The organism is Bacillus sp. D48C, assembly GCF_053345735.1.
In genome coordinates this window covers 22,467-48,379 of record NZ_JBKFAQ010000013.1, presented here as the reverse complement: position 1 = coordinate 48,379, position 25,913 = coordinate 22,467, and the positions used below count along the sequence as shown (strand labels likewise).

Sequence of the window (25,913 nt, the reverse complement as noted above, 5' to 3'; positions counted from 1 at the left end):
TTTTCGTTTTTATCAATTACTTTTTTCAAAAGCTAGTTTAACACCAAATCCAATTAGGACGATTCCTGTTAGCCCTTGAATATAACGTTGCGTTTTCGGTTTTTTCATAAAAGCACTAATTTTATCAATTAAAAATATATAAAACGCAAACCAAAAGGCGGTTAAAACGAGGTAAGTAAGGCCCATTACAAGAAGTTGAATAAATGTATTATGATTTGGATTTAAAAATTGCGGTAAAAAAGTTAAAAAGAAGACTGCTATCTTAGGATTTAATAAATTCGTTAGAAATCCTTGGCGAAAGCAAGAAGTATGTTTGTTTTCATTATTTAAAGATATATCATTTGTATCTACGCCTTCTTTATTTCTTACTGCTAAAAGGGCTTTAATACCGATATATATTAAATAGAGAGCCCCAACGTACTTGAAAATAGAAAATAAAAGAGCTGACTTTACAATAAGTGCAGAAAGACCAATTACAGCAGCTAAAGTATGAATTAATAGCGCGATACATGTACCGAACACTGTTTTTACTCCACCGACTTTACCGGCAATCAATGTATTTTTCGTAGCCATTGCTGTATCTGGACCAGGTAAAATGATAAGACAAATAGACATAATGATGAAAAGAAGATAATTTTCTATCATAGCCGTCCCTCCTTTTTATTTTTAGAATATTTGATTAAAATTAGTGTAGCACAAAAGTGGATTTAATAAAATTAAATCTTATTAAAAATCATTAAATAAAAAGGCTATATAGTAGCTGTAATTACACTACTATATAGCCTCGATTTTATCCCGCTATTTGCGGGTAGTAAGATTTCCACCGCACAAGATTTAGCTGAAGCAAAGAAGTTAGGTGGGGGATGAACAAAACACCCACGCATTACAGTTTCATTTTATGCATTAAGTAAGTTAAAGAAACGATTCACATCTTCTTCTGAAACGTCACTTAACTGTTTATATTTATAGTTCGGATTTTGATCTTTATCAACGACAACGGAGCGTACTCCTTCGAAGAAATCTTCATGTCTCATGAAATTTTTAGCAAGTATAAGGTCCGTAGCGAAGCATTCTTCAACGGATTTATCTTGTCCATCAATAAACTGTTTTAAGGTTACTTTTAGTGAAATAGGGGATTTTGATAACAGTGTTTCTTTTGTTTTTAGAGCAAAGGAACTTTCATCTTTCTCCAATGAATGGATGATTTCTTCAATTGTATCGAAAGCAAAATGTGAATTGATTGCTTCTAATGAAGGAGTCAGCTCGCTTTCTAAGTTTGGAGCAGTTGCAAATGTACGAATAACTTCTTTTAAATTAGTATGTACATCATCTTCTTTATGCCAATTTACACTTTCAAGTTCAGTAAGAAACTCTGGTAATGAATCAGATGTCATAAAGTAATCAGCAGCATTAATAAATAATACGTCAGAAGCTTTTAAAATAGATGCTGTTAAAGCAACGAAGCGTCCTGTATATCCAGGTGCTTTATTTAAGAAATATGCAGCTCCGACGTCTGGGAAGAAGCCGATATTCATCTCTGGCATTGCCCATTTCGTACGCTCAGTTACAATGCGATACTTCGCACCATTTGTAAGACCGACACCACCGCCCATTACAATTCCATCTAAACAAGCAATAATCGGTTTTGTATATTGATAAATATATGTATCAATTTCATACTCTTCTTCAAAAAAACGTTCTGCATGTTGCAATGCCACTTCATTGGAACGCGCTTCATAAAGAGTTTTAATGTCGCCGCCTGCACAAAAACCTTTTGTGCCAGCACCTTTTAACACGATAAGTGCAATACGCTCATCGTGTTCCCACTCTTTAAGTTTTTGTCCGATAGGTTGTAACATGTCATAAGATAAAGAATTAAGTGCTTTTGGACGGTTTAAAGTAATTGTTGCAACGCCGTTTTCACTAATAGAAAATAAAACGTGTTCAGTCATAATGCATCCTCCCTTACATATCTTCTTATTCTTAATTCTTGATATGTACTGAAATGTCCTTTATAAATTTTGTCAAAAGTTGACGGTAAATATTAATTTGGTCACCGCATATTTTGACGAGTTATCTTTGCAGGATTTCAGAGACTAAGGGGGAATATTACAACATTACTGTAAGTGTAATTATTTGAAGTTATAATAATAAAAGCGCTATTATATAGGTGTGAATTGTTCATTATCAATTCTAAAAAGAGTGTTTGAAGAAAAAATGAATCGTACAATTGTAATAAAAAACTTTACACTGAATTAGAAATAGAGAAAGGAGAAATCGGAATGCCAGGACCTTTACTATTGTCGGTTATTATTTTGTCTTTTTTAATGATAGGAATAACGCAGTATTTTCATCATACAGATACGACAGAAGAAGTGAAGGATAAAGTACGTCTCGTATTTCCGATTTTTATAATATCTATTTCATTCTGTATTTTATTAAATAAAGATGGGTACATTGTCGCAGTGTTCTCATTTTTCGTCGCAATCGTTTTAATTACCGTTCTATATTATGTAATGAAAGACTTTATACAAAAATAAAGATGTCACAATAGACATTTTTATTTTGGGGAAAATATAAAATTTCACATACCGTATTTTATATAAAATACATAAAACATATAACAATAGAAAAGTGTGTACTTTGCTGTGTATGTACTTGTCAATCTTGCATAGCCACTATACTATTAAAATGTAGAGATTATAAAAAGGGGTTGTATCTATCATGAAATTTGAGATGCACACAAAAATTATTTCAAATGAAAAAGAAGTAAGATTACATATTGAAGAAAATATATTTCAATTAATATTGGATGGTTATCACTTATTTACAATTCAAGAAATATTGCCTTTATATAAATCAAATGAAGAAAGAATTGGAAGTGCAACGATATTGAAGCTAGAGTGGGAGAACGGAAAAACTACAATAAACTATCAACTCGTTTCACTAAAATCAGTAAATTAAAAGGAGTAGAAAAATATGAAGTTATTTCATACAGCGGATTGGCATTTAGGTAAGCTTGTTCATGGCGTGTATATGACTGAAGACCAAAAGATTGTATTAGATCAGTTTGTACAGGCGGTTGAAGAAGAAAAACCAGATGCCGTAATTATTGCAGGGGATTTATATGACCGAGCAATTCCACCTACAGAAGCAGTAGACTTATTAAATGATGTGCTGCAAAAAATAGTTATTGAATTACAAACACCAGTTATTGCAGTAGCTGGTAATCATGATAGTCCGGATCGTATCCATTTTGGAAGTGGTTTAATGAAAAAACAGGGATTACATATTGTAGGTCAATTTCAATTCCCGTATGAACCTGTCGTACTAAATGATGAATATGGAGAGGTTCACTTCCATCTAATACCGTATGCAGACCCAAGCATAGTTAGACACGTGTTGAAAAATGAAGACGTACGTTCTCATGATGATGCGATGCGCATTTTTATGAATGAGCTCTCTGAAACGATGGATAAAGAAGCTAGACATGTATTTGTTGGACATGCATTTATAACTTCTTCAGGAGAAGCGGAGGAGAATACAAGTGATGCAGAACGACCACTTTCAATTGGTGGTGCTGAATATGTAAATAGTCATTATTTTGATAAGTTTCATTACACAGCGCTTGGACATTTACATCAAGCGCATTTTGTACGTAATGAGACGATTCGATATTCTGGTTCACCACTTGCCTATTCTATTTCTGAAGAGAAACATAAAAAAGGTTATTACATTGTAGAAATGAATGAAACCGGTGAAGTAGCAATTGAAAAAAGGTTACTTTTACCACGTCGTAAAATGCGAACAGTAGAAGCGAAAATAGATGAATTATTACAGCACCCAGTAAGTGAAGATTACGTATTTGTAAAATTATTAGACGAAAATCCTGTCTTACAGCCAATGGAGAAAATACGATCTGTATATCCAAATGCAATGCACGTTGAAAGAGCGATGCAACGGCGAGAACTCACAGATACAAATGAAGTAACTGTTTCAAGACATAAAACGGATGATTTATCTCTTTTAAAGGCTTTCTATAAAGAAATGAAAGGGTTAGATTTATCAGAAGAGAAAGAACGCCTATTTATAGATGTATTACAAACAGTGCAAGAACGGGAAGGTGAACGAGGATGAGACCGATTCAGCTTATTATGACAGCATTCGGGCCATATAAACAGAAAGAAGTAATCGATTTTGAAGATCTTGGAGAACATCGTATTTTCGCTATTTCTGGGAATACGGGAGCTGGAAAAACAACGATTTTTGATGCGATTTGTTATGTATTATATGGTGAGGCTAGCGGAGAAGAACGTAGTGATACGAGCATGCTTCGAAGTCAATTTGCTGATGATAATGTTTATACAAGTGTTGAACTAACCTTTCAGTTAAAAGGGAAACGCTATGAAATAAAACGACAACTTGGACATAAAAAACAAGGGAATAAGACTATTACAGGACATGCAGTAGAATTATATGAAGTTATTGATGGAGAAAACGTTCCAGCCGTCGATCGTTTTCATGTAACAGACGTAAACAAAAAAATGGAAGATTTAATTGGGTTAAGTAAACATCAATTTAGCCAAATTGTTATGTTACCCCAAGGGGAATTCCGAAAACTATTAACATCTGAGACGGAAAACAAAGAAGAGATTTTACGTCGTATTTTTAAAACGGATCGTTATAAATTAATGCGTGAGTTACTTGATCAAAAGAGAAAACAATGGAAAGACGTCTTGCAAGAAAAACAAAAAGAGAGAGAGCTCTATTTCCGTAATGTTTTTAAATTACCAATCCGTGATGGAGCATTATTAGAGACATTAGTGGCACAAGAACATGTAAATACGCATCAAGTAGTAGAAGCGTTAGAACAAGAAACAACCGTGTATAAGGCAGAGGTTGAGCAATTACAAGTAGAACAAGATGTTCAAACGAAGCAATTAAAGGATGCAGAAACACGTTTTCATGCAGCAAAATCTGTAAATGAGAAATTTATAGATTTACAACAAAAGAATGAGAAATATAACACTTTACAAGAGAACCGTGCAGCAATTGAAGGGAAAGAAAAATCCTTTAAACGTGCGGAACAAGCAAAACGCTTATTACCATTTGAACAATGGTATGAAGAAGCGATGCAAAATGAGCAGAAAGCTGAAAGTTTGTTAAAACAGATAATCGTCAAACAAGAACAGATAATGAATAGTTTTGAGCTTGCTCAGGAGAAGTATGAAGTAGTAAAGAATAAAGAACTTGAACGAGAAGAGGCTAAAAAACTTGTTCAAAGATTAGAAGAGTTACAAGCGATCATTGAATCATTAGCTGAGAGAAAGCTGAATTTACAAAATGCCGAAATTCAAATAGGGAAATTAAAAGAAAGTATGCAAAAGTTGGATCAACAACTAGAAGAGCATACAAGTCAAAAACAGGGAATGTCTGATGAATTGCAGCAATTAGAACAAGCACTTGAGCAATATGTAGCTAAAGTAGAAGAACTAACCAATATGCGAGAAGATGCAAAAGTTTTAAAGCAAGCATATGATGTTTGGCAAGAAAAACAAAAATTTGAGCAAGAAAAAGAAGCGGCAAATAATAAAATGCAAGTGGCAGTTCGTGCGTATGAAAACATGGAGCGCCGCTGGTTAAGTGAACAAGCTGGTATACTAGCTCTTCATTTACATGATGGTGAATCTTGTCCGGTATGTGGTAGTACGAATCACCCACAAAAAGCTACAGAGCAAAGTAATGCGATCGATGAAAAAGAGTTAAACGATTTAAGAGATAAGAAGAACATTGCTGAAAAATTAAATGTGCAAGTAGAGGAGAAATGGAATTTTTATCGACTACAATATGAACAAGTGATAGAAGAAGTTGTGAAGCGCGGCTACAACTCGGAAAAATTAGCTGAAACATATAGTGCACTTGTTCAAAAAGGAAAACAATTAGCAGCAAACGTGAATACGTTAAAAGCAAGTGAAGAAACACGTAAGCAGATTGCTGTGAACATGAAAAGCGTAGAAGAAAAAATAGAAGAACTTCAGAAACAAAAACGGGAAGTAGAAACAATGCAGCACCGTACAGAAATGGAGTGCATGCAACTTCGTACGTCATATGAACATGATAAACGAAATATTCCAGAAAACTTACAAACAGTACAAGCTTGGAAAGCACAGTTGGACCAAGCTATGCAGGAACTTAGGTTAATGGAGGACGAATGGAAGAAAGTGCAGGAAGCGTATCAGCATTGGCAAAATGAAAATATACGTATTCAAGCTGAACAGAAAGGTGCTTCTAATCAATTTGAAAGTGCAAAATTGAAGAAAGAAGAAACTTTCGCACGCTTTATGAAAGAGCTAGAACAAAGCGGGTTTACAGATCAATTCACGTATAAAGAAGCCAAATTAAGCGATGCCCAGATGGAGATGTTACAAAAAGAAATTCAAGGTTATTATTCATCTCTCGAAGTGCTTGCAAAACAAATTGAAGAGTTAAAATCAGAATTAAAATATAAAGAGTATATGGATATTACATCTTTAGGTGAACACATAAAAGAACTAGAAATTAATCTCGATATAATTAAAGAAAAACGTCAACGTGCGCAAAATGCGGTAACATATATTTCTGATTTACATGAAAACATTAGACGTATTGACGAACAAATTCACGATGAAGAGAAAGCTTTCCAAGAACTTGTTGATCTATATGAAGTAATGAAAGGTGATAACGAAAGTCGTATATCATTTGAACGTTACATCCTAATTGAGTATTTAGAACAAATTGTTCAAATCGCAAACGAACGACTACGTAAATTATCAAATGGACAATTTTATTTAAAACGAAGTGAGCGAGTTGAAAAGAGAAACCGTCAAAGTGGATTAGGATTAGATGTGTACGATGCATACACTGGTCAAACACGTGATGTAAAAACATTATCTGGCGGAGAGAAATTTAACGCATCACTTTGCTTAGCGCTAGGAATGGCAGATGTAATTCAAGCATATGAAGGTGGTATTTCCATCGAAACGATGTTCATCGATGAAGGGTTCGGTTCATTAGATGAAGAATCATTAACGAAAGCAGTAGATGCCTTAATTGACTTACAAAAATCAGGCCGATTTATCGGTGTCATTTCACACGTACAAGAGCTGAAAAACGCAATGCCGGCTGTATTAGAAGTAACGAAGCAGAAGGATGGGTGTAGTCAGACTAGGTTTGTGGTGAAGTAAGCCTAGAAAATGGAGTAGGGAACCTACCGATACTTTTAGTGTCATATGTATGAATAATAAAACGTCGTCTCTTCATTGGAGACGACGTTTTATTTTATAAAATATCTATGAATTATCTGTAGAAGGCGGCGTATTCTCTAAACGATTATAAGTTTTAAAGGCTGAAATTGCCGAGATAACTCCGCCTACTAAAAATAAAGCGGATCCTCCAACTAAGATGATACGACTGACATATGTTTCCCGTGCTTCTTCGACTTCTTCTTGTAACGCTGTAGGCATATGAATTCCCCTTTATAAAAGTTGTTTTATAAATAGTATATACAAACGCCTAAAATGTGTTAAAATAACTGATGATTTTATGCAGTGGGTAATTAGATGAGTAGGATGCGAGTGGCTAAATAAATCTTCATCACAAATTTATGCGAACTTCACATAGAGCACATATTAACATTGTATTATGTATATGTACCAAATAAATAAATAAAGTGAATGTAAGTTCTGTTTTCAAAAATTTAAAATCCTTTTATTTCTATATGAAAGTTTTAATCAAGGGTTTTAAAAAATTTGGAAATAGATCTTATGAATATGGAATTCATATAAAAGGGGAATGTCTTATGACAACATATACGAGTGAAATGAGAAAAACTTTAGTTTCAGAAGAAGATGTAGATATTTTAAAAATTATGGCGCATCCAATCCGCCTGCAAATTGTAAATGAATTAAGTACGAGAAAAACTTGTAATGTAACACAATTAACAGAGTTACTGAATATTCCGCAATCTACTGTTTCACAACATTTATCAAAAATGAAGGGTAAAGTGTTACGAGCAGAGAGAAGAGGTTTAGAAATTTATTATCATATTAACAATTTAAAAGCGAGTAAGATTGTTAATGTTTTAGGGTATATAAACTAGTGAAATATTTTTATATAAAATGGCCCCTGCTGTTGAGCAGGGGCTATTTTGTGTTGTTTTATGTATTTGTATTTAAAACTTTATAGTTTTTATGATTTACAATTGTTCGATCAAATTCAAAAGTACCACCGCTTACATTTGTAATTTCAACTAAGACCGATTCAGTATAAAGTTTTAGTACAGATCCTGTAATCTTTAAATTGTTTCGTTGAAAAAGTATAGTATCCCCTACGTTTGCTTTCATAGTACCTCCTTAAAGACAGAAATATTTTTTATTATATATATTAAACCACGGATAGATATATTAGTGAATATTTAGTTTTATTTATTGGAAAAAAATTTGTGATTTTATAAAAAATAAGGTACATCGAAGTATAAAAATTTTTTCTACTTGTAAAGGGAAATTTTAATTTAGCAATTGTATAACATGAGACATAATTTTTATAAAAGAAGATGATAAAACAGTTGTAAGTTGTATTGAAGCTAAACATTATAAAAGCTACTTATGTATTTAATCAGTAGTTTTTTGTATTTCGTCCTTCGTTTTCTGTAACTGATTCCATGTTTTTGACGCTCTATCTTGTAAGTGCTTACATAGGCGGAAACATCTTATACAATGAAGGTGTTAAATCAAAAGAGGTGACCAAAATGAACATAAAAAAAGTAAATTTAGCGAATAGCATTGAAATAGAAAGAGGAGGCGGAAAGGTATGAAAAAATCAACTGTTAATCCATGGTTTGTTGTTCTTGGCACAGTTATAGTACAGATGGGGCTTGGAACGATATATACATGGAGTTTATTCAATCAGCCTTTAGTTAGTAAATATGGTTGGAGTCTTAACGCTGTTGCGATAACTTTCTCAATTACTAGTCTTTCTTTAGCATTTTCAACTTTATTTGCGAGTAAATTGCAAGAAAAATGGGGACTTCGTAAACTTATTATGATAGCTGGATTAGCATTAGGACTAGGATTAATACTTAGTTCACAAGCGTCCTCATTAATATTGCTTTATGTACTAGCAGGAGTTGTTGTAGGTTATGCAGATGGTACAGCATATATCACTTCACTATCAAATTTAATAAAGTGGTTTCCGGAGCGTAAAGGTTTAATTGCTGGTATTTCTGTCTCTGCATATGGTTCAGGTAGCTTAATTTTTAAATATGTTAATGCACAGTTGATTGAATCAGTTGGTGTATCGCAAGCATTTATATACTGGGGTTTAATTGTTACAGCTATGATTGTAATTGGTGCTTGTTTAATCCATCAAGCCGCAGATCAAGGAGCAGTTCATGAAACAAAAACTAAGGAATACACAACGAAAGAAATGTTAGGCACAAAACAAGTATACTTATTATTTATAATGTTATTTACATCATGTATGAGTGGCTTATACTTAATTGGTATGGTAAAAGACATTGGTGTTCAACTTGTGGGACTTAGCGCAGCAACAGCAGCTAATGCGGTGGCTATGGTTGCAATCTTTAATACATTAGGTCGTATTATTTTAGGACCGTTATCGGATAAAATTGGTCGTTTAAAAATCGTTACTGGTACTTTTGTTGTTATGGCGAGTTCAGTTTTAGTTCTAAGTTTTGTAGATTTAAATTATGGTATTTACTTCGTATGTGTAGCAAGTGTAGCGTTTTGCTTTGGTGGAAATATCACTATTTTCCCAGCTATTGTTGGTGATTTCTTCGGTATGAAAAACCATAGTAAGAACTATGGAATTGTGTATCAAGGATTTGGATTTGGGGCGCTTGCAGGTTCCTTTATCGGTGCACTTCTGGGTGGATTCAAACCAACATTCATGGTGATTGGTGTATTATGTGTCGTGTCATTCATTATCGCAATTTTAATTCAAGCACCTAAACATAAAAAAGAACAAGAAGAAGAGTATCGCAGCGTAGCATAAGTATATAAATCTTCTATAACACTATGATTACGAAAAAGCATCCTATTCTATTAATTAGGATGCTTTTTTTATGAGTTATTTTAACAAGGTTAAATTACTTTTTGGATTTTTATAGATGTAAAAGTGAGTGAAGTACTTATTTGGATTATATTGGAATATAATAAATTAATACATCGCATTCGAAATATATATCAAATCTTAAATAACAAAGAAGACATTCATTAGTATTTGCAAGATTTGTTTTCAGAAAAATATTGAGAAAATATATACTTGAGTTTTTCATAAAGCGTTGTTAATGAACGTAGCTCTAGTTTATCTTCTTCAATTTTAAAAAGAGGAGTTTGAATTTTATTTATAATATAAGTACTTTTAATGCGTTTACATATGATTTTATTAAGAAACATTAAAATACTTTATCTGAAAAATAAAAAAAGATTGACAAGTTTATTGAGAAACATTATCATTTCGGTGTAAGATAGTAAATGAAAAACATTATCAATAAAATAGATTTTAAAGTAATGCGCACTTGACCAATTAGTTTAGTAAGTGTATTATTTTTTACAACGCTGATGATAATGAAAATCAATATCATTATTATTAGTGTTACTTAATGAAATTAATGTTTATGTGAAAGGATAGAGAAAATGAACTTAGGGGAATTTGATGGGAAAACAGTTTTAGTAACAGGTGCAGCACAAGGCATAGGCAGTGTCGTTGCCAAAATGTTTTTAGAAAGAGGAGCCACAGTTATTGCGGTTGATCAAAATGAAGAGGGGTTAAATGTACTCTTAAATCAAAATGAATTAAATAAAACACGTATGAAAACGTTTCGTTTAGATGTGAGTGATAGCACTGCTGTTGAAGACATTGTAAATCATATTGCAAATGAAATAGCGCCAATAGATATTTTAGTAAACGTTGCAGGGGTTTTACGTATGGGAGCAATTCATTCGTTAAGTGATGAAGATTGGAATAAAACATTCTCTGTAAATACTACAGGGGTTTTCAATATGTCCCGAGCGGTAAGTAAAAATATGATGTTAAGAAAATCAGGGGCAATTGTTACAGTCGGTTCAAATGCGGCAAATACGCCGAGAATGGAGATGGCTGCGTATGCTGCGTCAAAGGCTGCAACAACGATGTTTATGAAGTGTTTAGGATTAGAGCTTGCAGCATACAATATACGCTGCAACTTAGTTTCTCCAGGTTCTACTGAAACTGAGATGCAAAGATTACTATGGGCTGATGAGAATGGAGCTAAAAATATAATTGCTGGTTCTCAAAATACATATAGACTCGGAATTCCATTACAAAAAATTGCACAACCTTCAGAAGTTGCTGAAGCAGTGTTATTTTTAGCTTCAGATAGAGCAAGTCATATTACAATGCACAATTTATGTGTCGATGGCGGTGCTACGTTAGGAGTTTAATAAAAAATCAGGAGGTTATTATATTATGAGTGAACATACAGCTGTAAAGGAATTGTCAGAAAAACTTTTAGAAGATTATAAGACTGAATCTTCGTTCTTTTTTGCTTCACCAACTCGAACGATATTAGCAGAAGGAGAGTTTACTACAGTAAAGCATCGTGAAATTGAAAGTTTCCCAGAGCTTGTGCAAGCGACATTAAGTAATGCGAAACAAGCTGGAAATCCAAATCCTATTGTTATGGGTGCTTTGCCATTTGATCGTAGAAAAGAAGTCCAACTTATCGTACCAGAATATAGTAGAATTTCTGAGCGTTTACAATTGGATACAACCAATCAGCTTGAAACAAATGAGAACGTAACATTTGAAATGACGCCAGTACCAGAACCTGAAGTTTATATGAATGGTGTGAAGCAAGGAATTAAAAAAATACAGGACGGTGATTTGAAGAAAATCGTTCTATCTAGATCGTTAGATGTTAAATCTTCCGAAAAGATTGATAAGCAAAAACTTCTGCGAGAATTAGCAGAGCATAATAAGCATGGTTATACATTTGCTGTGAATTTACCGAAAGGTGAAAAAGAGAACAGTAAGACGCTAATTGGAGCAAGCCCTGAATTACTTGTTTCACGTAATGGTATGCAAGTTATTTCTAACCCGTTAGCTGGTTCGAGGCCACGTAGTGAGGACCCAGTAGAAGATGAAAGAAGAGCAGAGGAATTACTTTCTTCTCCAAAAGATTTACATGAACATGCGGTAGTAGTTGAAGCGGTTGCCGCTGCACTTCGTCCGTATTGTCATACATTACATGTTCCAGAAAAGCCATCAGTTATTCATAGTGAAGCGATGTGGCATTTGTCTACAGAAGTGAAAGGTGAACTTAAGGATCCAAATACTTCTTCTTTACAATTAGCAATTGCCCTTCATCCTACGCCAGCAGTTTGCGGAACTCCGATGGAAAAGGCAAGAGAGGCTATACAGTATATTGAGCCATTTGACCGCGAGTTCTTTACAGGAATGCTAGGATGGAGCGATTTAAATGGAGATGGAGAATGGATTGTTACAATTCGTTGTGCTGAAGTACAAGAAAATACACTTCGTTTATATGCAGGAGCTGGAGTTGTTGCTGAGTCAAAACCAGAAGATGAGTTAGCAGAAACATCAGCTAAGTTCCAAACAATGTTAAAAGCTTTAGGATTAAGAGATAGTTCACTTAATGAAAAATAGGGGGAAGAAAGAATGCTAGTAGGTTATAGGGAATGGCCAAAAGAATTTGCCGATCGTTATCGAGAAGAAGGGTGTTGGCTTGGTGAAACATTTGGAGGAGTGTTAAGAGAGCGAGCTGAGAAATATGGAGATCAAATCGCGGTTGTAAGCGGTAAGACGCATGTAACGTACAGTGAACTTGATAAAAAGGTAGATCGTTTAGCAGCAGGTTTACTGAATTTAGGAATAAAGAAAGAGGACAGAGTTGTAATCCAGTTACCTAACATTATCGAGTTTTTCGAAATATGTTTTGCACTATTTCGAATTGGAGCGCTTCCTGTCTTTGCACTGCCTTCACATCGAAGTAGTGAAATTAGTTATTTTTGTGAGTTTGGTGAGGCGAGCGCTTACGTTATTTCAGATAAGGCCCTCGGTTTTGATTATCGAAAACTAGCAAGAGAAGTGAAAGAGAAAGTGCCAACTTTACAACATGTAATTGTAGTGGGAGAAGAGGAAGAGTTTGTGAACATAAATGATCTGTATATGGATCCTATCTCATTGCCAGAAGTTCAGCCGAGTGATGTTGCATTTCTCCAATTATCAGGAGGGACAACAGGTCTTTCTAAATTAATTCCTAGAACACATGATGACTATATTTATAGTTTACGTGTTAGCGCTGAAATTTGTAATTTGAATGCAGAAAGCGTCTATATGACAGTTCTTCCAGTAGCACACAATTATCCAATGAGTTCTCCAGGAACATTTGGAACTTTCTATGCGGGTGGAAAAGTGGTATTGGCAACTGGTGGTAGCCCAGATGAGGCATTTGCTCTTATCGAAGAAGAAAAAGTTACAATTACAGCGCTCGTTCCGCCATTAGCAATGATTTGGCTTGATGCTGCATCTTCTCGTAATGCCGATTTATCGAGCCTAGAGGTTATTCAAGTAGGTGGTGCTAAGTTTAGTGCTGAGGTTGCAAAACGTATACGCCCTACATTTGGATGTACGTTACAGCAAGTATTCGGTATGGCGGAAGGATTAGTGAACTATACAAGATTAGACGATCCGGAAGAAATTATTATTCATACACAAGGTAGACCAATGTCTGCACACGATGAAGTACGAGTTGTTGATGAAAATGACAACGATGTAAAACCTGGCGAAGTAGGTAGTTTATTAACACGAGGTCCATATACAATTCGTGGTTACTATAAAGCCGAAGAGCATAATGCACGATCATTTACAAAGGATGGATTTTATCGCACAGGAGATCTTGTAAAAGTAAATGAACAAGGATACATCATTGTAGAAGGAAGAGATAAAGATCAAATTAACCGTGGTGGTGAGAAAGTTGCTGCGGAAGAAGTTGAAAATCATCTATTAGCACACGATGCGGTTCATGACGTAGCAATTGTATCTATGCCTGACGATTATTTAGGTGAACGCACCTGTGCTTTTGTTATAGCTCGCGGACAAGTTCCAACTGTAAGTGAATTAAAAATGTTTTTAAGAGAACGTGGTATAGCGGCTTATAAAATTCCAGATCGAATTGAATTTATTGAATCATTCCCGCAAACAGGAGTCGGAAAAGTCAGCAAAAAAGAACTACGTAAAGTCATTGCTGAAAAACTTATTACAGTAAAACAATAATAAAAACCGGAAGGAAGTGATTAGATGGCTATCCCATCTATTTCAGTATATAAAATGCCAATTGAATCAGAACTACCAAAAAATAAAGTGAATTGGACACCAGATCCGAAACGTGCAGTACTTTTAATTCATGACATGCAAGAATATTTTCTTGATGCATATAGCGATAAAGAATCACCAAAAGTAGAACTTATTTCAAATATTAAAATGATAAGAGAAAAATGTAAGGAACTTGGTATACCAGTTGTTTATACAGCACAACCTGGTGGGCAAACGTTAGAACAACGAGGTTTATTACAAGACTTTTGGGGTGACGGTATTCCTGCTGGACCGGATAAAAAGAAAATTGTTGATGAACTTACTCCTGATGAAGATGATATATTCCTAACAAAATGGAGATATAGTGCATTTAAAAAGACAAATCTATTAGAAATTTTAAATGAACGAGGAAGAGATCAACTTATTATTTGCGGTATTTATGCGCATATTGGCTGTCTTTTAACAGCTTGTGAAGCATTTATGGATGGTATAGAGCCCTTCTTTGTAGCAGATGCAGTTGCTGATTTTTCACTAGAGCATCATAAACAAGCATTGGAGTATGCATCTAATAGATGTGCAGTAACGACATCAACAAACCTACTGTTAAACGATTTGCAAAGTGTAAAAGGTGATGAGAGTGAAGGAATCACTATACAGGAAGTGCATGAACTAGTTGCACAACTACTTCGTGAGCCAATAGAAAGTATTGATTTTGATGAGGACTTATTAAATAGAGGACTTGATTCGGTCAGAATTATGAGTTTAGTAGAGAAGTGGCGTCGTGAAGGGAAAGAAATCACTTTTGCAGATTTAGCAGAACATCCAACTGTTGCAGGTTGGTACAGTTTACTATCTTCACAAACAGCACAGGTGCTGTAACAAATAGACTACATAATAAAGGGGTAGTAAAGAATGCCTAACAGTCAAAAGATTCGTCATTCGTTATCATCTGCGCAGTCTGGTATGTGGTTTGCGCAACAATTAGATCCGCTTAACCCAATTTATAATACTGGGGAATATGTAGAAATAAACGGAAATATTCATCAAGAAATTTTCGAATTAGCTGTACGTAAAGTTGTAATAGAAGCAGAAGCACTTCATGTTCGCTTCGAAGAGGATGAAATTGGCCCATGGCAAGTTATTGAAGAATCACAGTTTTATATGCATTTTATTGACGTTCGTAAAGAAGAAAACCCTGAAGAAGCTGCTAAAGTATGGATGAAAAATGATTTATCTATGCCCGTCGATTTGAAAAAAGATATTTTATTTACGGAAGCACTTATTCAAGTTGAAAATAATCGTTTCTTTTGGTATCAGCGCATCCATCACATTGTGATGGATGGCTATGGATTTTCACTTCTTAGCCAAAAGGTAGCGAATGAGTATACATCACTTATAGAAGAAACAAACAAGAATGAAAAGCCATTTGGTTCTCTTACAAAAGTTGTACAAGAAGATATTGAGTATCGTGAGTCTAAACAATTTCAGGAAGATCGTACTTTTTGGTTAGAAAAGTTTGCTGATGAACCAGAAGTTGTAAGCTTGGCAGAACGAGCACCGAGAACATCAAATGGATTTTCACGAGAAACAGCTTATTTATCTAGTTCTAGCACGAAAACTTTACTAGAAGATATCAATATTTCGTTAACAAGTTGGCCGGAATTCATTGTCGCTGTAACAAGTATTTATATGCATAAATTAACAGGTGAGAATGATATTGTTTTAGGTTTACCGATGATGGGGCGTCTAGGTTCTGTATCTATTCATACACCAAGTATGGTAATGAATTTAGTACCACTGCGTCTCACTGTAACTCCAAATATAACTCTTGCGGAATTATTGCAGCAAGTTTCTAAAGAAATCCGAGATGTACGTCGTCATCATAAATACCGTCACGAGGAATTAAGAAGAGACTTAAAGTTACTAGGTGAAAATCAAAGGTTGTTTGGACCGTTAGTGAATGTTATGCCTTTTGATTACGGGCTTAATTTTGCTGGAAATCGTGGTATTACGCATAACTTATCAGCAGGACCTGTAGATGATTTATCGATAAATGTATATAAACGTTTTGATCAAAATGAGCTAATGATTCATTTTGATGCGAATCCCGAAGTATATAATGGCGCGGAGCTAGCATTGCATAAAGAAAGATTTATGAATCTATTTGAATTAGTAATAAAGAATTATGAGAAAAACGAGTCGATTGGAAAAATAAATATTACTCTGCCTGAAGAAAATCATAAGGTTTTATTGGAATGGAATGAAACGAAGGAAGATGATGAGTTAATCAGTCTACCTATATCATTTGAAAAACAAGTGCAAAAAAATCCAAATAAACTAGCGATTACTTGTGACGGTATAAACCTTACGTATAAAGAGCTAAATGAACGAGCGAATGAACTAGCACATTATTTAGTAGAAGAAGGAATACGACCAAATCAGTTTGTAGCTTTAGTATTCCCTAGATCAATAGAAATGGTAGTTAGTATGCTAGCAGTCTTAAAGGCTGGTGCAGCATATTTACCAATAGATCCAGAATACCCAGCAGAAAGAGTTAATTATATAGTAGATGATGCAAAACCAGTTTGTATCATAACACATTCATCTGTTTCATCTAAGTTAGTTATAGAAAATGGTATGAAAAAAATTGTATTAGATGGCGAAGAAACGAAACTAGCGTTACATACATATTCTCGTATGAATATAGCATGTAAGAATGATGTATTACTTTTAAACCCAGCCTATACAATATATACTTCAGGCTCAACAGGAAACCCAAAAGGTGTAATTGTTCCTATGAGAGGTTTAAGTAACTTTTTAATGGCTATGCAACAAAAGTTTTCGTTAAATGAAAATGATCATTTATTAGCAGTTACAACTTTTGCGTTTGATATTTCTGCTCTAGAAATTTATTTACCTCTTATTAGTGGTGCAAGTTTAACAATTGCGCAAAAAGAAGACATACAAGAGCCTTCTGCATTAACGACACTTTTACAAGAAGAAAGAGTGACCGTTATGCAGGCTACACCGACGCTTTGGCAGGCGTTAGTAACTGATTATCCAGAGAAGCTACAAGGGCTAAACATACTTGTTGGTGGTGAAGCTCTTCCAGCGCATTTAGCAAATAAATTAAAAGAATTAGGTTGCTCAATAACTAATTTATATGGACCAACTGAAACGACGATTTGGTCTACTTTCATGAACATTGATGAAAGTGAAAAGGGTATACCTCCTATTGGAAAGCCAATTTCCAATACAGAAGTGTATGTATTGGATGCAGGGTTACAACCAGTTCCACCTGGAGTTATTGGTGAATTATATATTGCAGGGGAAGGACTTGCAAGCGGATATTTAGGAAAACCTGAGTTAACAGCTGAACGGTTTGTTGCAAATCCTTATGGAGAATCAGGGAAGCGCATGTACCGTACAGGAGATCTTGTGAAATGGCGTAGTGATGGTGCGTTAGAGTACATTAGTCGCGCAGATCATCAAATTAAAATTCGTGGATTCCGAATTGAATTAGCTGAAATTGAAACGGTATTACAACGACATGAAAATATTCAACAAGCGGTAGTAATGGTACGAGAAGATCGTCCAAATGATAAACGCATCATTGCATATATCATTGCAGAAGAAAAGGAACCGATTAATCTTTCAGAAATTCGTTCTTATGTTTCAGAAAGTTTAGCGAATTATATGATACCATCGGCATTTGTTGTGCTAGAAGAATTACCATTAACGCCAAATGGTAAGGTTGACAGAAAGAAATTACCTGCGCCTAATTTTAATGGAATGAACAATGAGAGGGTTGCTAGAAATCCGAAAGAAGAAATATTATGTGATTTATTTGCAGAAGTACTTGGTGTTTCTCGAATTAGTATTGATGATAATTTCTTTGAAATGGGTGGACATTCCCTTCTTGCATCTCGTTTAATGGCAAGAATTCGTGAAACGTTAAGTGTGGAATTAGGTATCGGGAAACTATTTGAATCACCAACTGTTGCCGAACTGGCGAAACAATTAAACCATGCAAAAAGTGCAAGACCAGCTATTCAGAAAGCAAGTAGGCCAAATGAAGTTCCACTTTCATTTGCACAGCGCAGGTTATGGTTCTTAAATTGTTTAGAAGGTCCAAGTCCTACTTATAATATTCCGCTAGTCATTCGTATGAATGGAATATTGAATGAGGAAGCATTACAAGGTGCTTTTTATGATGTAGTTGAGAAACATGAAACACTTAGAACAATTTTCCCTAACGTATTAGGTAGTTCCTATCAGAAAATTTTAGATATGGAAAACTTAAATCTAGAAATGATTATAACAAAAACATGTAAAGATGAATTAGAAAGTGTACTTTCAGAGGCGGTAAGATATAGTTTTAACCTCGATATTGAGCCGGCAGTTCGTTTGCAACTTTTTACAGTGAGTGAAAACGAACATGTATTATTAATTTTATTACATCATATTGTAGGTGATGGCTGGTCATTACAGCCGTTAACGAGAGATTTTACAGCGGCGTATAAAGCACGATGTCAAGGTGACAGAGTTCAGCTGGAGACACTTCCAGTTCAATACGCAGATTATGCACTTTGGCAACAACAATTGCTAGGTGATGAAACGACACCAGAGAGTCTTATTTCAACACAATTAGATTTTTGGAAAGAAGAACTTAAAGGTTTACCAGATCAAATGGAGTTACCTACAGATTTCCAGCGTCCAATTGAGACGAGTTACCGCGGGGAAACAATTCATTTTCATATAGATGAAGGTATGCATAGTAGGTTAGTAGAGCTTGCACGTAAAAATGGAGTTAGTTTGTTTATGGTGTTACAAGCAGGGCTTAGTGCACTATTTACAAGATTAGGTGCAGGCACTGATATACCAATTGGAAGTCCCATTGCTGGAAGAAATGATGATGTACTTTCAGATATTGTTGGTTTATTTGTAAATACATTAGTGTTACGTACAAATACTTCAGGAGATCCAAGTTTTAAAGAATTATTAAATAGAGTGAAGCAGGTAAATCTTGCAGCTTATGAAAATCAAGATGTTCCATTTGAAAGGCTTGTTGAAGTGTTAAATCCAGTACGTACTCGAAACAGCCACCCGTTGTTTCAGGTTATGTTAGCTTTTCAAAATACACCAGAAGCAACGTTTCATGTACCAGGTTTAGAAGCGAGCCTTGAAATTCAAAGCGTCGGTTCTGCAAAATTTGATTTAACATTTGAAATTAGTGAGAGTAACGGGGATGATGGTACTCCGAACGGTTTACATGGATTACTAGAGTTTAGTACCGATTTATATAAACGTGAAACGGTTCAAAAACTAATAGAACGATTCATTTTGTTATTAGATGATGCGGCGACAAATCCGGATCAATCCATTGGCAGATTAGAAATATTAACTTTAGCAGAGAAAAATACAGTATTAGAAAAGTGGAATGGTGGTTTTCAAATTGCACCAGAAATGACATTGCCACAATTATTTGAAAAACAGTCTCATATAAATCCAAATTCTATTGCTGTTGTCTTTGAAGATAAGAAATTAACTTATGAAGAGTTAAATAGAAAAGCAAATAAAATAGCTCGATTCCTAATAGCAAAAGGGATTGGTCCTGATCAACTCGTTGCTTTAGCGATGCCAAGATCATTAAACATGGTGGTAAGCTTATTAGCTGTTCTTAAAGCGGGTGCTGGATACCTTCCGTTAGATCCAGATTACCCAGCAGATCGTATTTCATTTATGCTACACGATGCGAAACCATCATGTGTTTTAACGAATTCAGAAGTGGAAATTGAATGTGACGAGGCACTAAAAGTTTTAGTTGATGATGTGAAAGTAATAGCAGAAGTTGAGAAATATAGTGAAGACAATATTGATGAAGTGGAACGAATTAAGCCATTATCTCCATCACATATTGCTTACGTTATTTATACATCAGGCTCAACGGGTAGACCGAAAGGCGTTATGATACCTCATCAAAATGTAGTAAGACTTTTAGGGGCAACTGATCATTGGTTCCAGTTTGACGGAAACGATGTTTGGACGATGTTCCATTCATACGCTTTTGATTTCTCGGTTTGGGAAATTTGGGGACCTTTATTATACGGAGGGCGTTTAGTTGTAGTGCCACATACTGTAAGTCGCTCGCCGAAAGAATTTTTACAGCTTCTTGTTAAAGAAAAGGTTACGGTTTTAAATCAAACTCCATCAGCGTTCTATCAATTGATGCAAGCAGATCGTGAAAATGAAGAGATTGGCCAAAAATTATCTTTACGATATGTTGTTTTTGGAGGAGAAGCACTTGAGCTAAGTCGCTTAGAAGATTGGTATAGTCGACATCCTCATAATGCACCAAAGCTTATTAATATGTACGGTATTACGGAGACGACAGTGCATGTTAGTTATATTGAATTAGATGAAACTATCGTCTCTTTACGAGCAAATAGTTTAATTGGGTGCAGTATACCTGACCTTAAAGTGTATGTGTTAGACAACTATTTACAACCAGTGCCACCTGGAGTAGTTGGAGAAATGTATGTTGCAGGTGCAGGGCTTGCGCGTGGATATTTAGGAAGAGCAGGATTAACGGCTGAACGCTTTATCGCAGATCCATTTGGCAAGCCAGGTACAAGAATGTATCGTACAGGAGACTTAGCTCGCTGGCGTAAAGATGGGACGCTAGATTATATAGGACGTGCAGATCATCAAATAAAAATTCGTGGATTCCGAATTGAATTAGGAGAAATAGAAGCAGTCATAATGAAGCACCCTAAAGTTGAGCAAGTAGCCGTTATTGTACGGGAAGATCAACCAGGGGATAAACGGTTAGTTTCTTATATCGTCGCATCAAATGATGAAGAGATTGATACGAATGAAATGCGTCAGTTTGCTAGTGGTAGTTTACCAGATTATATGGTTCCATACGCTTTTGTAGTAGTAAATGAGTTACCTTTAACTCCAAACGGTAAATTAGATAGAAAGGCATTGCCAGCTCCAGAATTTATCGCATCATCTTCTAGTCGTGGTCCAAGAACACCGCAAGAAGAAATGTTATGTGACTTGTTTACAGAAGTGCTAAGTGTACCTCAAATTGGAATTGATGACGGATTTTTTGATCTTGGTGGGCATTCACTCCTTGCAGTACAGCTTATGAGCCGCATTAAAGAGGCGCTTGGAGTGGAACTAAACATTGGTACTTTATTTGCAGCACCGACTGTTGCAGGGTTAGCTGAAAGACTTGAGATGGGGAATGGTCAAAGTGCACTTGATGTGTTGCTTCCATTACGAGCAAGCGGGGATCAATTACCACTATTTTGTGTACATCCAGCAGGTGGATTAAGTTGGTGCTATGCAGGACTTATGAAATCTTTAGGAACAGATTATCCAATCTATGGTGTACAAGCACGTGGTATTGCTAAAAATGAAGAACTTCCAAAAACTTTAGAGGAGATGGCGGCGGATTACTTGAAACACGTTCGTGAAGTACAGCCTCATGGACCATATCGTTTACTAGGCTGGTCGCTTGGAGGAAATGTTGTGCATGCAATGGCGGCGCAACTACAAAATGGAGGGGAAGAAGTAGAATTACTCGTTATGCTTGATTCTTATCCTGGACACTTCTTACCGAATACGGAAGCGCCTACTGAAGAGGAAGCGTTAATAGCATTACTTGCTTTAGGCGGATATGACCCAGATAACATGGATGGTAAACCACTTACAATGGAAAGTGCAGTTGAAATCCTTCGTAAAGATGGAAGTGCATTAGCAAGTCTTGAAGAAGAGACTATATTGAATTTGAAAGAAACATATGTAAATTCAGTAGGGTTGTTAGGGAAGTATGTACCGAAAGTTTATAACGGAGATATCTTATTCTTTAGATCTACTGTTATACCAGATTGGTTTGATCCTATTTCTCCAAATACGTGGCTAAATTATTTAGACGGGCAAATTGTGCAGCACGATATTGATTGTAGACATAAAGATCTATGTCAGCCAGGTCCACTCACGGAAATTGGACAAGTATTAGCGAAATATTTGCAGAATAAGAAAGGGGTAAGTAGAGTATGACGAATCCATTTGAAAATGATAATTACACATATAAAGTATTAATAAATGAGGAGGGCCAGTATTCTCTCTGGCCTGCTTTTCTCGATGTACCTATTGGCTGGAATGTCGTATATGAAGAAGCTAGTAGGCAGAGCTGCTTGGAATATGTTGAATATAACTGGAAAGATTTGAATCCGAAAAGTAATCAAGTTCGCGAAAAAACATTAGCAGGAAAACGATAATGAAAGCAAAACTAAATCCAAAAGTAGTTGTAAGTATCGTGTATATAACTGCGATGTTTATGGCTGCGATGGACGCAACGATTGTAAATGTAGCACTGCAAACGATAAGTAGAGAACTACAAGTACCTGCATCTGCAATGGGGACGGTTAATGTTGGGTATTTAGTTAGTTTAGCTGTTTTCCTTCCGATTTCTGGTTGGTTAGGAGATCGTTTTGGGACGAAAAGAGTATTTTTAATTGCTCTTTTCGTATTTACAATCGCTTCTGCTTTATGCGGAATGGCTAACGATATTACTTCATTGAATATTTTTCGTATCATTCAAGGTGCTGGTGGAGGGCTTTTAACACCGGTCGGAATGGCGATGTTATTTCGAACATTTTCACCAAAGGAAAGACCGAAGATTTCCCGGTTCATTGTACTTCCAATTGCTGTAGCGCCAGCAGTTGGGCCTATCATCGGTGGTTTCTTTGTAGATCAAATGTCTTGGCGTTGGGCATTTTATATTAATGTACCGTTTGGAATCGTTGCATTGCTATTTGGACTTCTATTTTTAGCAGAGCATGTTGAAAAATCAGCTGGTCGCTTTGATTCTCTTGGCTTTATTTTATCAGCACCAGGATTTGCGATGCTCATATATGCACTCAGCCAGGGACCATCAAAAGGGTGGATTTCTCCAGAAATTATGAGTACCGGGGTAGCTGGGCTTGTATTCATTGCGTTGTTTATAATCGTAGAACTGAAAGTAAAGCAACCGATGTTAGATTTACGCTTATTAAAAGAACCAGTATTTAGAAAGATGAGCATTATATCATTATTTTCATCAGCTGGTTTATTAGGAATGTTATTTGTTTTTCCACTTATGTATCAAAATGTGATAGGAGTTTCCGCGCTAGAATCAGGACTTACGACATTTCCAGAGGCGATTGGATTAATGATTTCTTCACAAATTGTGCCATGGTCATATAAGAAATTAGGAGCTCGAAAGGTAATTTCTATTGGATTAATATGTACGGCGGTTATATTTGTTTTATTGAGTTTTGTAAATCACGATACGAATCCGTGGCAAATCCGGGCATTATTGTTTGGCATTGGTATTTTCTTAGGTCAATCTGTCGGTGCGGTTCAATTTTCTGCCTTTAACAATATCACGCCGCCTTCTATGGGGAGAGCGACTACTATATTCAATGTGCAAAATCGATTAGGTTCAGCAATAGGAGTAGCTGTTTTAGCTAGTATACTAGCTGGTTTTGGAAGTAATAACGTTCAATCCGATTTTTTACCATATCAAGCAGCATTAATTGGATCAGCAATATTTTTGCTTATAGCACTACTATTTTCTTTACGTATTTCCGATAAAGAGGTAATGTCAAAGAAGAAAGAAAAAACATTATCAGTATCAGAAAAAGAGAAAGTACTTGTCAATGAGTAACAATATACGTATGCTTTTTTATGAAAATTGATATTCGTTGAATAAAGGAGAGTTTACATGATAGAAAGTAAAGTTGTAGATTCTATTCCAACTTTGAATGAGAATGATTGTCAAATATGGTGGGCAAGAATTTCAGATTTACAATCATGGCATTACAATTTACTAAATAATATAGAGCGAGAGAAAGCAAATTCGTATCATCATTCGGCAGATCGAGCTCGTTTTATAATAGGTTGCGTAATTAGTAGATTAGTTCTCGGCAAGATACTTTCTATGTCACCAGTCCAAGTACCAATTGATCGAATGTGTTCCGTATGTAAATTGCAGCATGGAAGACCACAATTACCAGAAGGTATGCCGCAATTATCTGTTTCGCATTCAGGTGAGTGGGTTGTCGTTGCATTTACAAAATCTGCACCTGTTGGCATAGATGTAGAACAAATGAATCCAAATGTAGATGTTATGAAAATGGCAGAAGGTGTATTAACAGACATTGAAATAGCACAAGTTATGAAACTGCCAAATGAACAGAAAATAGAAGGTTTTTTAACATATTGGACTCGAAAAGAAGCGGTGTTGAAAGCGACAGGTGAAGGACTAATGATTCCACCAGTACATATTACAGTATCAGCTCCAAATAATCCTCCAAGATTGTTAGTTTTTAAGGATAAGCAAGAGTTGGCAAATAATACAATGATGGAAGATGTAAGGCCTAGTTTAGATTATATGGCTTCTGTTGCAATATTCAGTAAGGAAGTGACTGAAATTACGCAATTAGACGCGGTAGCACTTTTAAATCTTAAATAAAAAATTATAGAAGAGGTGTTCCTCATGTTAGTGGCGGAAAATAGAAAGAATGAATTCACTTATAATATACAAGCAATTAAAAATATTTTATTTTCTGGAGATACATCATCCATTCACGCTTTAGAAAAGCTTTTAAATGATACAGTTCAGTTTGATGTTCTTGAACAAGAGGCACTTGGTAGACAGTACATTCCGAAAGAAGCAAAGAATTTCTTTGATAAAGATGGAACATTTCTTTACCGTGTATCTAATGTTAGTTATAAAGGTAAGGTTTTATCTGAAAATCTAATTTTTGCAGACACTTCGTTTTTACCGGACGCAATAAAGAGTGAATTAGAGAGTGGAAATATTCCTGTTGAAAAGCTTATAGAAAAGATGGAAGTAAGAAGAAACGTATTATATGAAGGATATCAGCCATCTGGAAATATTATCGAATTGTTTGATGGATGTTCTGTTACAGCGAATGTGTATCCAACTAGAAAGTATCAAATTGTAAGTAACTGCAAATGTGTATTTTATATTTGTGAAGTGTACCATGCAGAGAATATAAAGCAATTGCTTAAATAAAAACAAGAAACCAGCCTATAAAATGGCTGGTTTCTTGTTTATTTAACAGCTTCTTTTAATTCTTTACCTGCTTTAAATGCAGGAACTTTACCAGCTGCGATTTGAATTTCTTCGCCAGTTTGCGGATTACGTCCTGTACGAGCAGATCTTTCGCGCACTTCAAAAGTTCCAAATCCGATTAATTGAACTTTATCGCCAGATTGTAATGCATTAGCAATTGTGTCAAATACGGATTGTACAGCTGCAGAAGCGTCCTTTTGAGAAATATCAGCTGATTGTGCTACGTTTTTAATTAATTCTGTTTTGTTCATGTTTTCACCTCATAAAAAAATTTTTGGAATGAATGTTTTAGTATAATAGATAGTAAAGATAAAGCTATCACTATGATTAGAAAGAATACTATATAATTATGTTAATTTCGTTGCAAGAGACTGAATCCCTTCTA

Annotated in this window: 20 protein-coding genes; 15 read left to right on the top strand and 5 right to left on the bottom strand. The window is 35.2% G+C overall.

What is annotated here, in order from left to right:
- Positions 1–12: 12 nt before the first annotated feature.
- The gene (locus ACLBXA_RS24320) at positions 13–645 is read right to left on the bottom strand and encodes a LysE family translocator (RefSeq protein WP_000572346.1); all 633 of its coding nucleotides are present in this window, start codon (positions 643–645) and stop codon (positions 13–15) included.
- Between the two features lie 251 nt (positions 646–896).
- A complete protein-coding gene (locus ACLBXA_RS24315) occupies positions 897–1,952 on the bottom strand; it encodes an enoyl-CoA hydratase/isomerase family protein (RefSeq protein WP_000134894.1) in 1,056 nt (351 codons plus the stop codon).
- 330 nt (positions 1,953–2,282) lie between these two features.
- On the opposite strand from ACLBXA_RS24315, the gene ACLBXA_RS24310 reads away from it, so the two are divergent.
- The 4 genes from ACLBXA_RS24310 to ACLBXA_RS24295 all read left to right on the top strand — a co-directional run bounded on the left by ACLBXA_RS24310 (position 2,283) and on the right by ACLBXA_RS24295 (position 7,223).
- On the top strand, positions 2,283–2,540 hold the full coding sequence (locus tag ACLBXA_RS24310; RefSeq protein ID WP_001119404.1) for a hypothetical protein: 258 nt from the start codon (positions 2,283–2,285) through the stop codon (positions 2,538–2,540).
- Between the two features lie 184 nt (positions 2,541–2,724).
- Complete coding sequence (locus ACLBXA_RS24305; protein ID WP_000667344.1) at positions 2,725–2,964, top strand: DUF2584 family protein; 240 nt, start codon at positions 2,725–2,727, stop codon at positions 2,962–2,964.
- Positions 2,965–2,979: 15 nt separating this feature from the next.
- Complete coding sequence (locus ACLBXA_RS24300; protein ID WP_017763122.1) at positions 2,980–4,137, top strand: exonuclease SbcCD subunit D; 1,158 nt, start codon at positions 2,980–2,982, stop codon at positions 4,135–4,137.
- Positions 4,134–7,223: an AAA family ATPase gene (locus tag ACLBXA_RS24295; RefSeq protein WP_017763123.1), complete on the top strand. Its 3,090-nt coding sequence runs from the start codon at positions 4,134–4,136 to the stop codon at positions 7,221–7,223. Before ACLBXA_RS24300 ends, ACLBXA_RS24295 begins: the two co-directional genes overlap by 4 nt.
- 105 nt (positions 7,224–7,328) lie before the next feature.
- On the opposite strand, the gene ACLBXA_RS24290 is transcribed toward ACLBXA_RS24295, so the two are convergent.
- Positions 7,329–7,502 carry a hypothetical protein gene (locus ACLBXA_RS24290; RefSeq protein WP_001141667.1) on the bottom strand — a complete coding sequence of 58 codons (174 nt, stop codon included), beginning with the start codon at positions 7,500–7,502 and terminating at the stop codon, positions 7,329–7,331.
- Positions 7,503–7,837: 335 nt separating this feature from the next.
- Here ACLBXA_RS24290 and ACLBXA_RS24285 point away from each other — a divergent pair, with 335 nt between their 5' ends.
- Positions 7,838–8,137: an ArsR/SmtB family transcription factor gene (locus tag ACLBXA_RS24285; RefSeq protein ID WP_000214801.1), complete on the top strand. Its 300-nt coding sequence runs from the start codon at positions 7,838–7,840 to the stop codon at positions 8,135–8,137.
- A gap of 58 nt (positions 8,138–8,195) precedes the next feature.
- Here the strand turns inward: ACLBXA_RS24285 and ACLBXA_RS24280 are convergent, their stop codons facing one another.
- Positions 8,196–8,381, bottom strand: a complete 186-nt coding sequence (locus tag ACLBXA_RS24280) for a YkvS family protein (protein WP_000646793.1) — start codon at positions 8,379–8,381, stop codon at positions 8,196–8,198.
- 466 nt (positions 8,382–8,847) lie between these two features.
- Here ACLBXA_RS24280 and ACLBXA_RS24275 point away from each other — a divergent pair, with 466 nt between their 5' ends.
- The 10 genes from ACLBXA_RS24275 to ACLBXA_RS24230 all read left to right on the top strand — a co-directional run bounded on the left by ACLBXA_RS24275 (position 8,848) and on the right by ACLBXA_RS24230 (position 25,468).
- Positions 8,848–10,050: an L-lactate MFS transporter gene (locus tag ACLBXA_RS24275; RefSeq protein ID WP_000750108.1), complete on the top strand. Its 1,203-nt coding sequence runs from the start codon at positions 8,848–8,850 to the stop codon at positions 10,048–10,050.
- 644 nt (positions 10,051–10,694) lie between these two features.
- Positions 10,695–11,480: a 2,3-dihydro-2,3-dihydroxybenzoate dehydrogenase gene (gene dhbA / locus ACLBXA_RS24270; RefSeq protein ID WP_001048427.1), complete on the top strand. Its 786-nt coding sequence runs from the start codon at positions 10,695–10,697 to the stop codon at positions 11,478–11,480.
- A 25-nt stretch (positions 11,481–11,505) separates the two neighbouring features.
- A complete protein-coding gene (gene dhbC / locus ACLBXA_RS24265) occupies positions 11,506–12,705 on the top strand; it encodes an isochorismate synthase DhbC (RefSeq protein WP_001289295.1) in 1,200 nt (399 codons plus the stop codon).
- Between the two features lie 12 nt (positions 12,706–12,717).
- A complete protein-coding gene (locus ACLBXA_RS24260) occupies positions 12,718–14,334 on the top strand; it encodes a (2,3-dihydroxybenzoyl)adenylate synthase (protein ID WP_000960110.1) in 1,617 nt (538 codons plus the stop codon).
- A 24-nt stretch (positions 14,335–14,358) separates the two neighbouring features.
- Positions 14,359–15,252, top strand: coding sequence for an isochorismatase family protein (locus ACLBXA_RS24255; RefSeq protein WP_001007264.1), 894 nt, complete (start codon positions 14,359–14,361; stop codon positions 15,250–15,252).
- A 33-nt stretch (positions 15,253–15,285) separates the two neighbouring features.
- Positions 15,286–22,443: an amino acid adenylation domain-containing protein gene (locus tag ACLBXA_RS24250; protein WP_001133919.1), complete on the top strand. Its 7,158-nt coding sequence runs from the start codon at positions 15,286–15,288 to the stop codon at positions 22,441–22,443.
- Entirely contained in the window at positions 22,440–22,664 is a 225-nt protein-coding gene (locus ACLBXA_RS24245; protein ID WP_000184057.1) for an MbtH family protein, read from the top strand. The genes ACLBXA_RS24250 and ACLBXA_RS24245 overlap by 4 nt, the downstream gene beginning before the upstream one ends.
- Positions 22,664–24,094 (top strand): MDR family MFS transporter, encoded by a 1,431-nt coding sequence (locus tag ACLBXA_RS24240; protein WP_000644938.1) that lies wholly within the window; start codon positions 22,664–22,666, stop codon positions 24,092–24,094. The genes ACLBXA_RS24245 and ACLBXA_RS24240 overlap by 1 nt, the downstream gene beginning before the upstream one ends.
- A gap of 57 nt (positions 24,095–24,151) precedes the next feature.
- Positions 24,152–24,901 carry a 4'-phosphopantetheinyl transferase Sfp gene (gene sfp / locus ACLBXA_RS24235; RefSeq protein ID WP_000573014.1) on the top strand — a complete coding sequence of 250 codons (750 nt, stop codon included), beginning with the start codon at positions 24,152–24,154 and terminating at the stop codon, positions 24,899–24,901.
- A gap of 24 nt (positions 24,902–24,925) precedes the next feature.
- A complete protein-coding gene (locus ACLBXA_RS24230; protein WP_000959120.1) occupies positions 24,926–25,468 on the top strand; it encodes a hypothetical protein in 543 nt (180 codons plus the stop codon).
- Between the two features lie 38 nt (positions 25,469–25,506).
- Here ACLBXA_RS24230 and ACLBXA_RS24225 read toward each other — a convergent pair whose 3' ends face one another.
- On the bottom strand, positions 25,507–25,779 hold the full coding sequence (locus ACLBXA_RS24225) for an HU family DNA-binding protein (protein ID WP_001043905.1): 273 nt from the start codon (positions 25,777–25,779) through the stop codon (positions 25,507–25,509).
- Positions 25,780–25,913 lie beyond the last annotated feature (134 nt).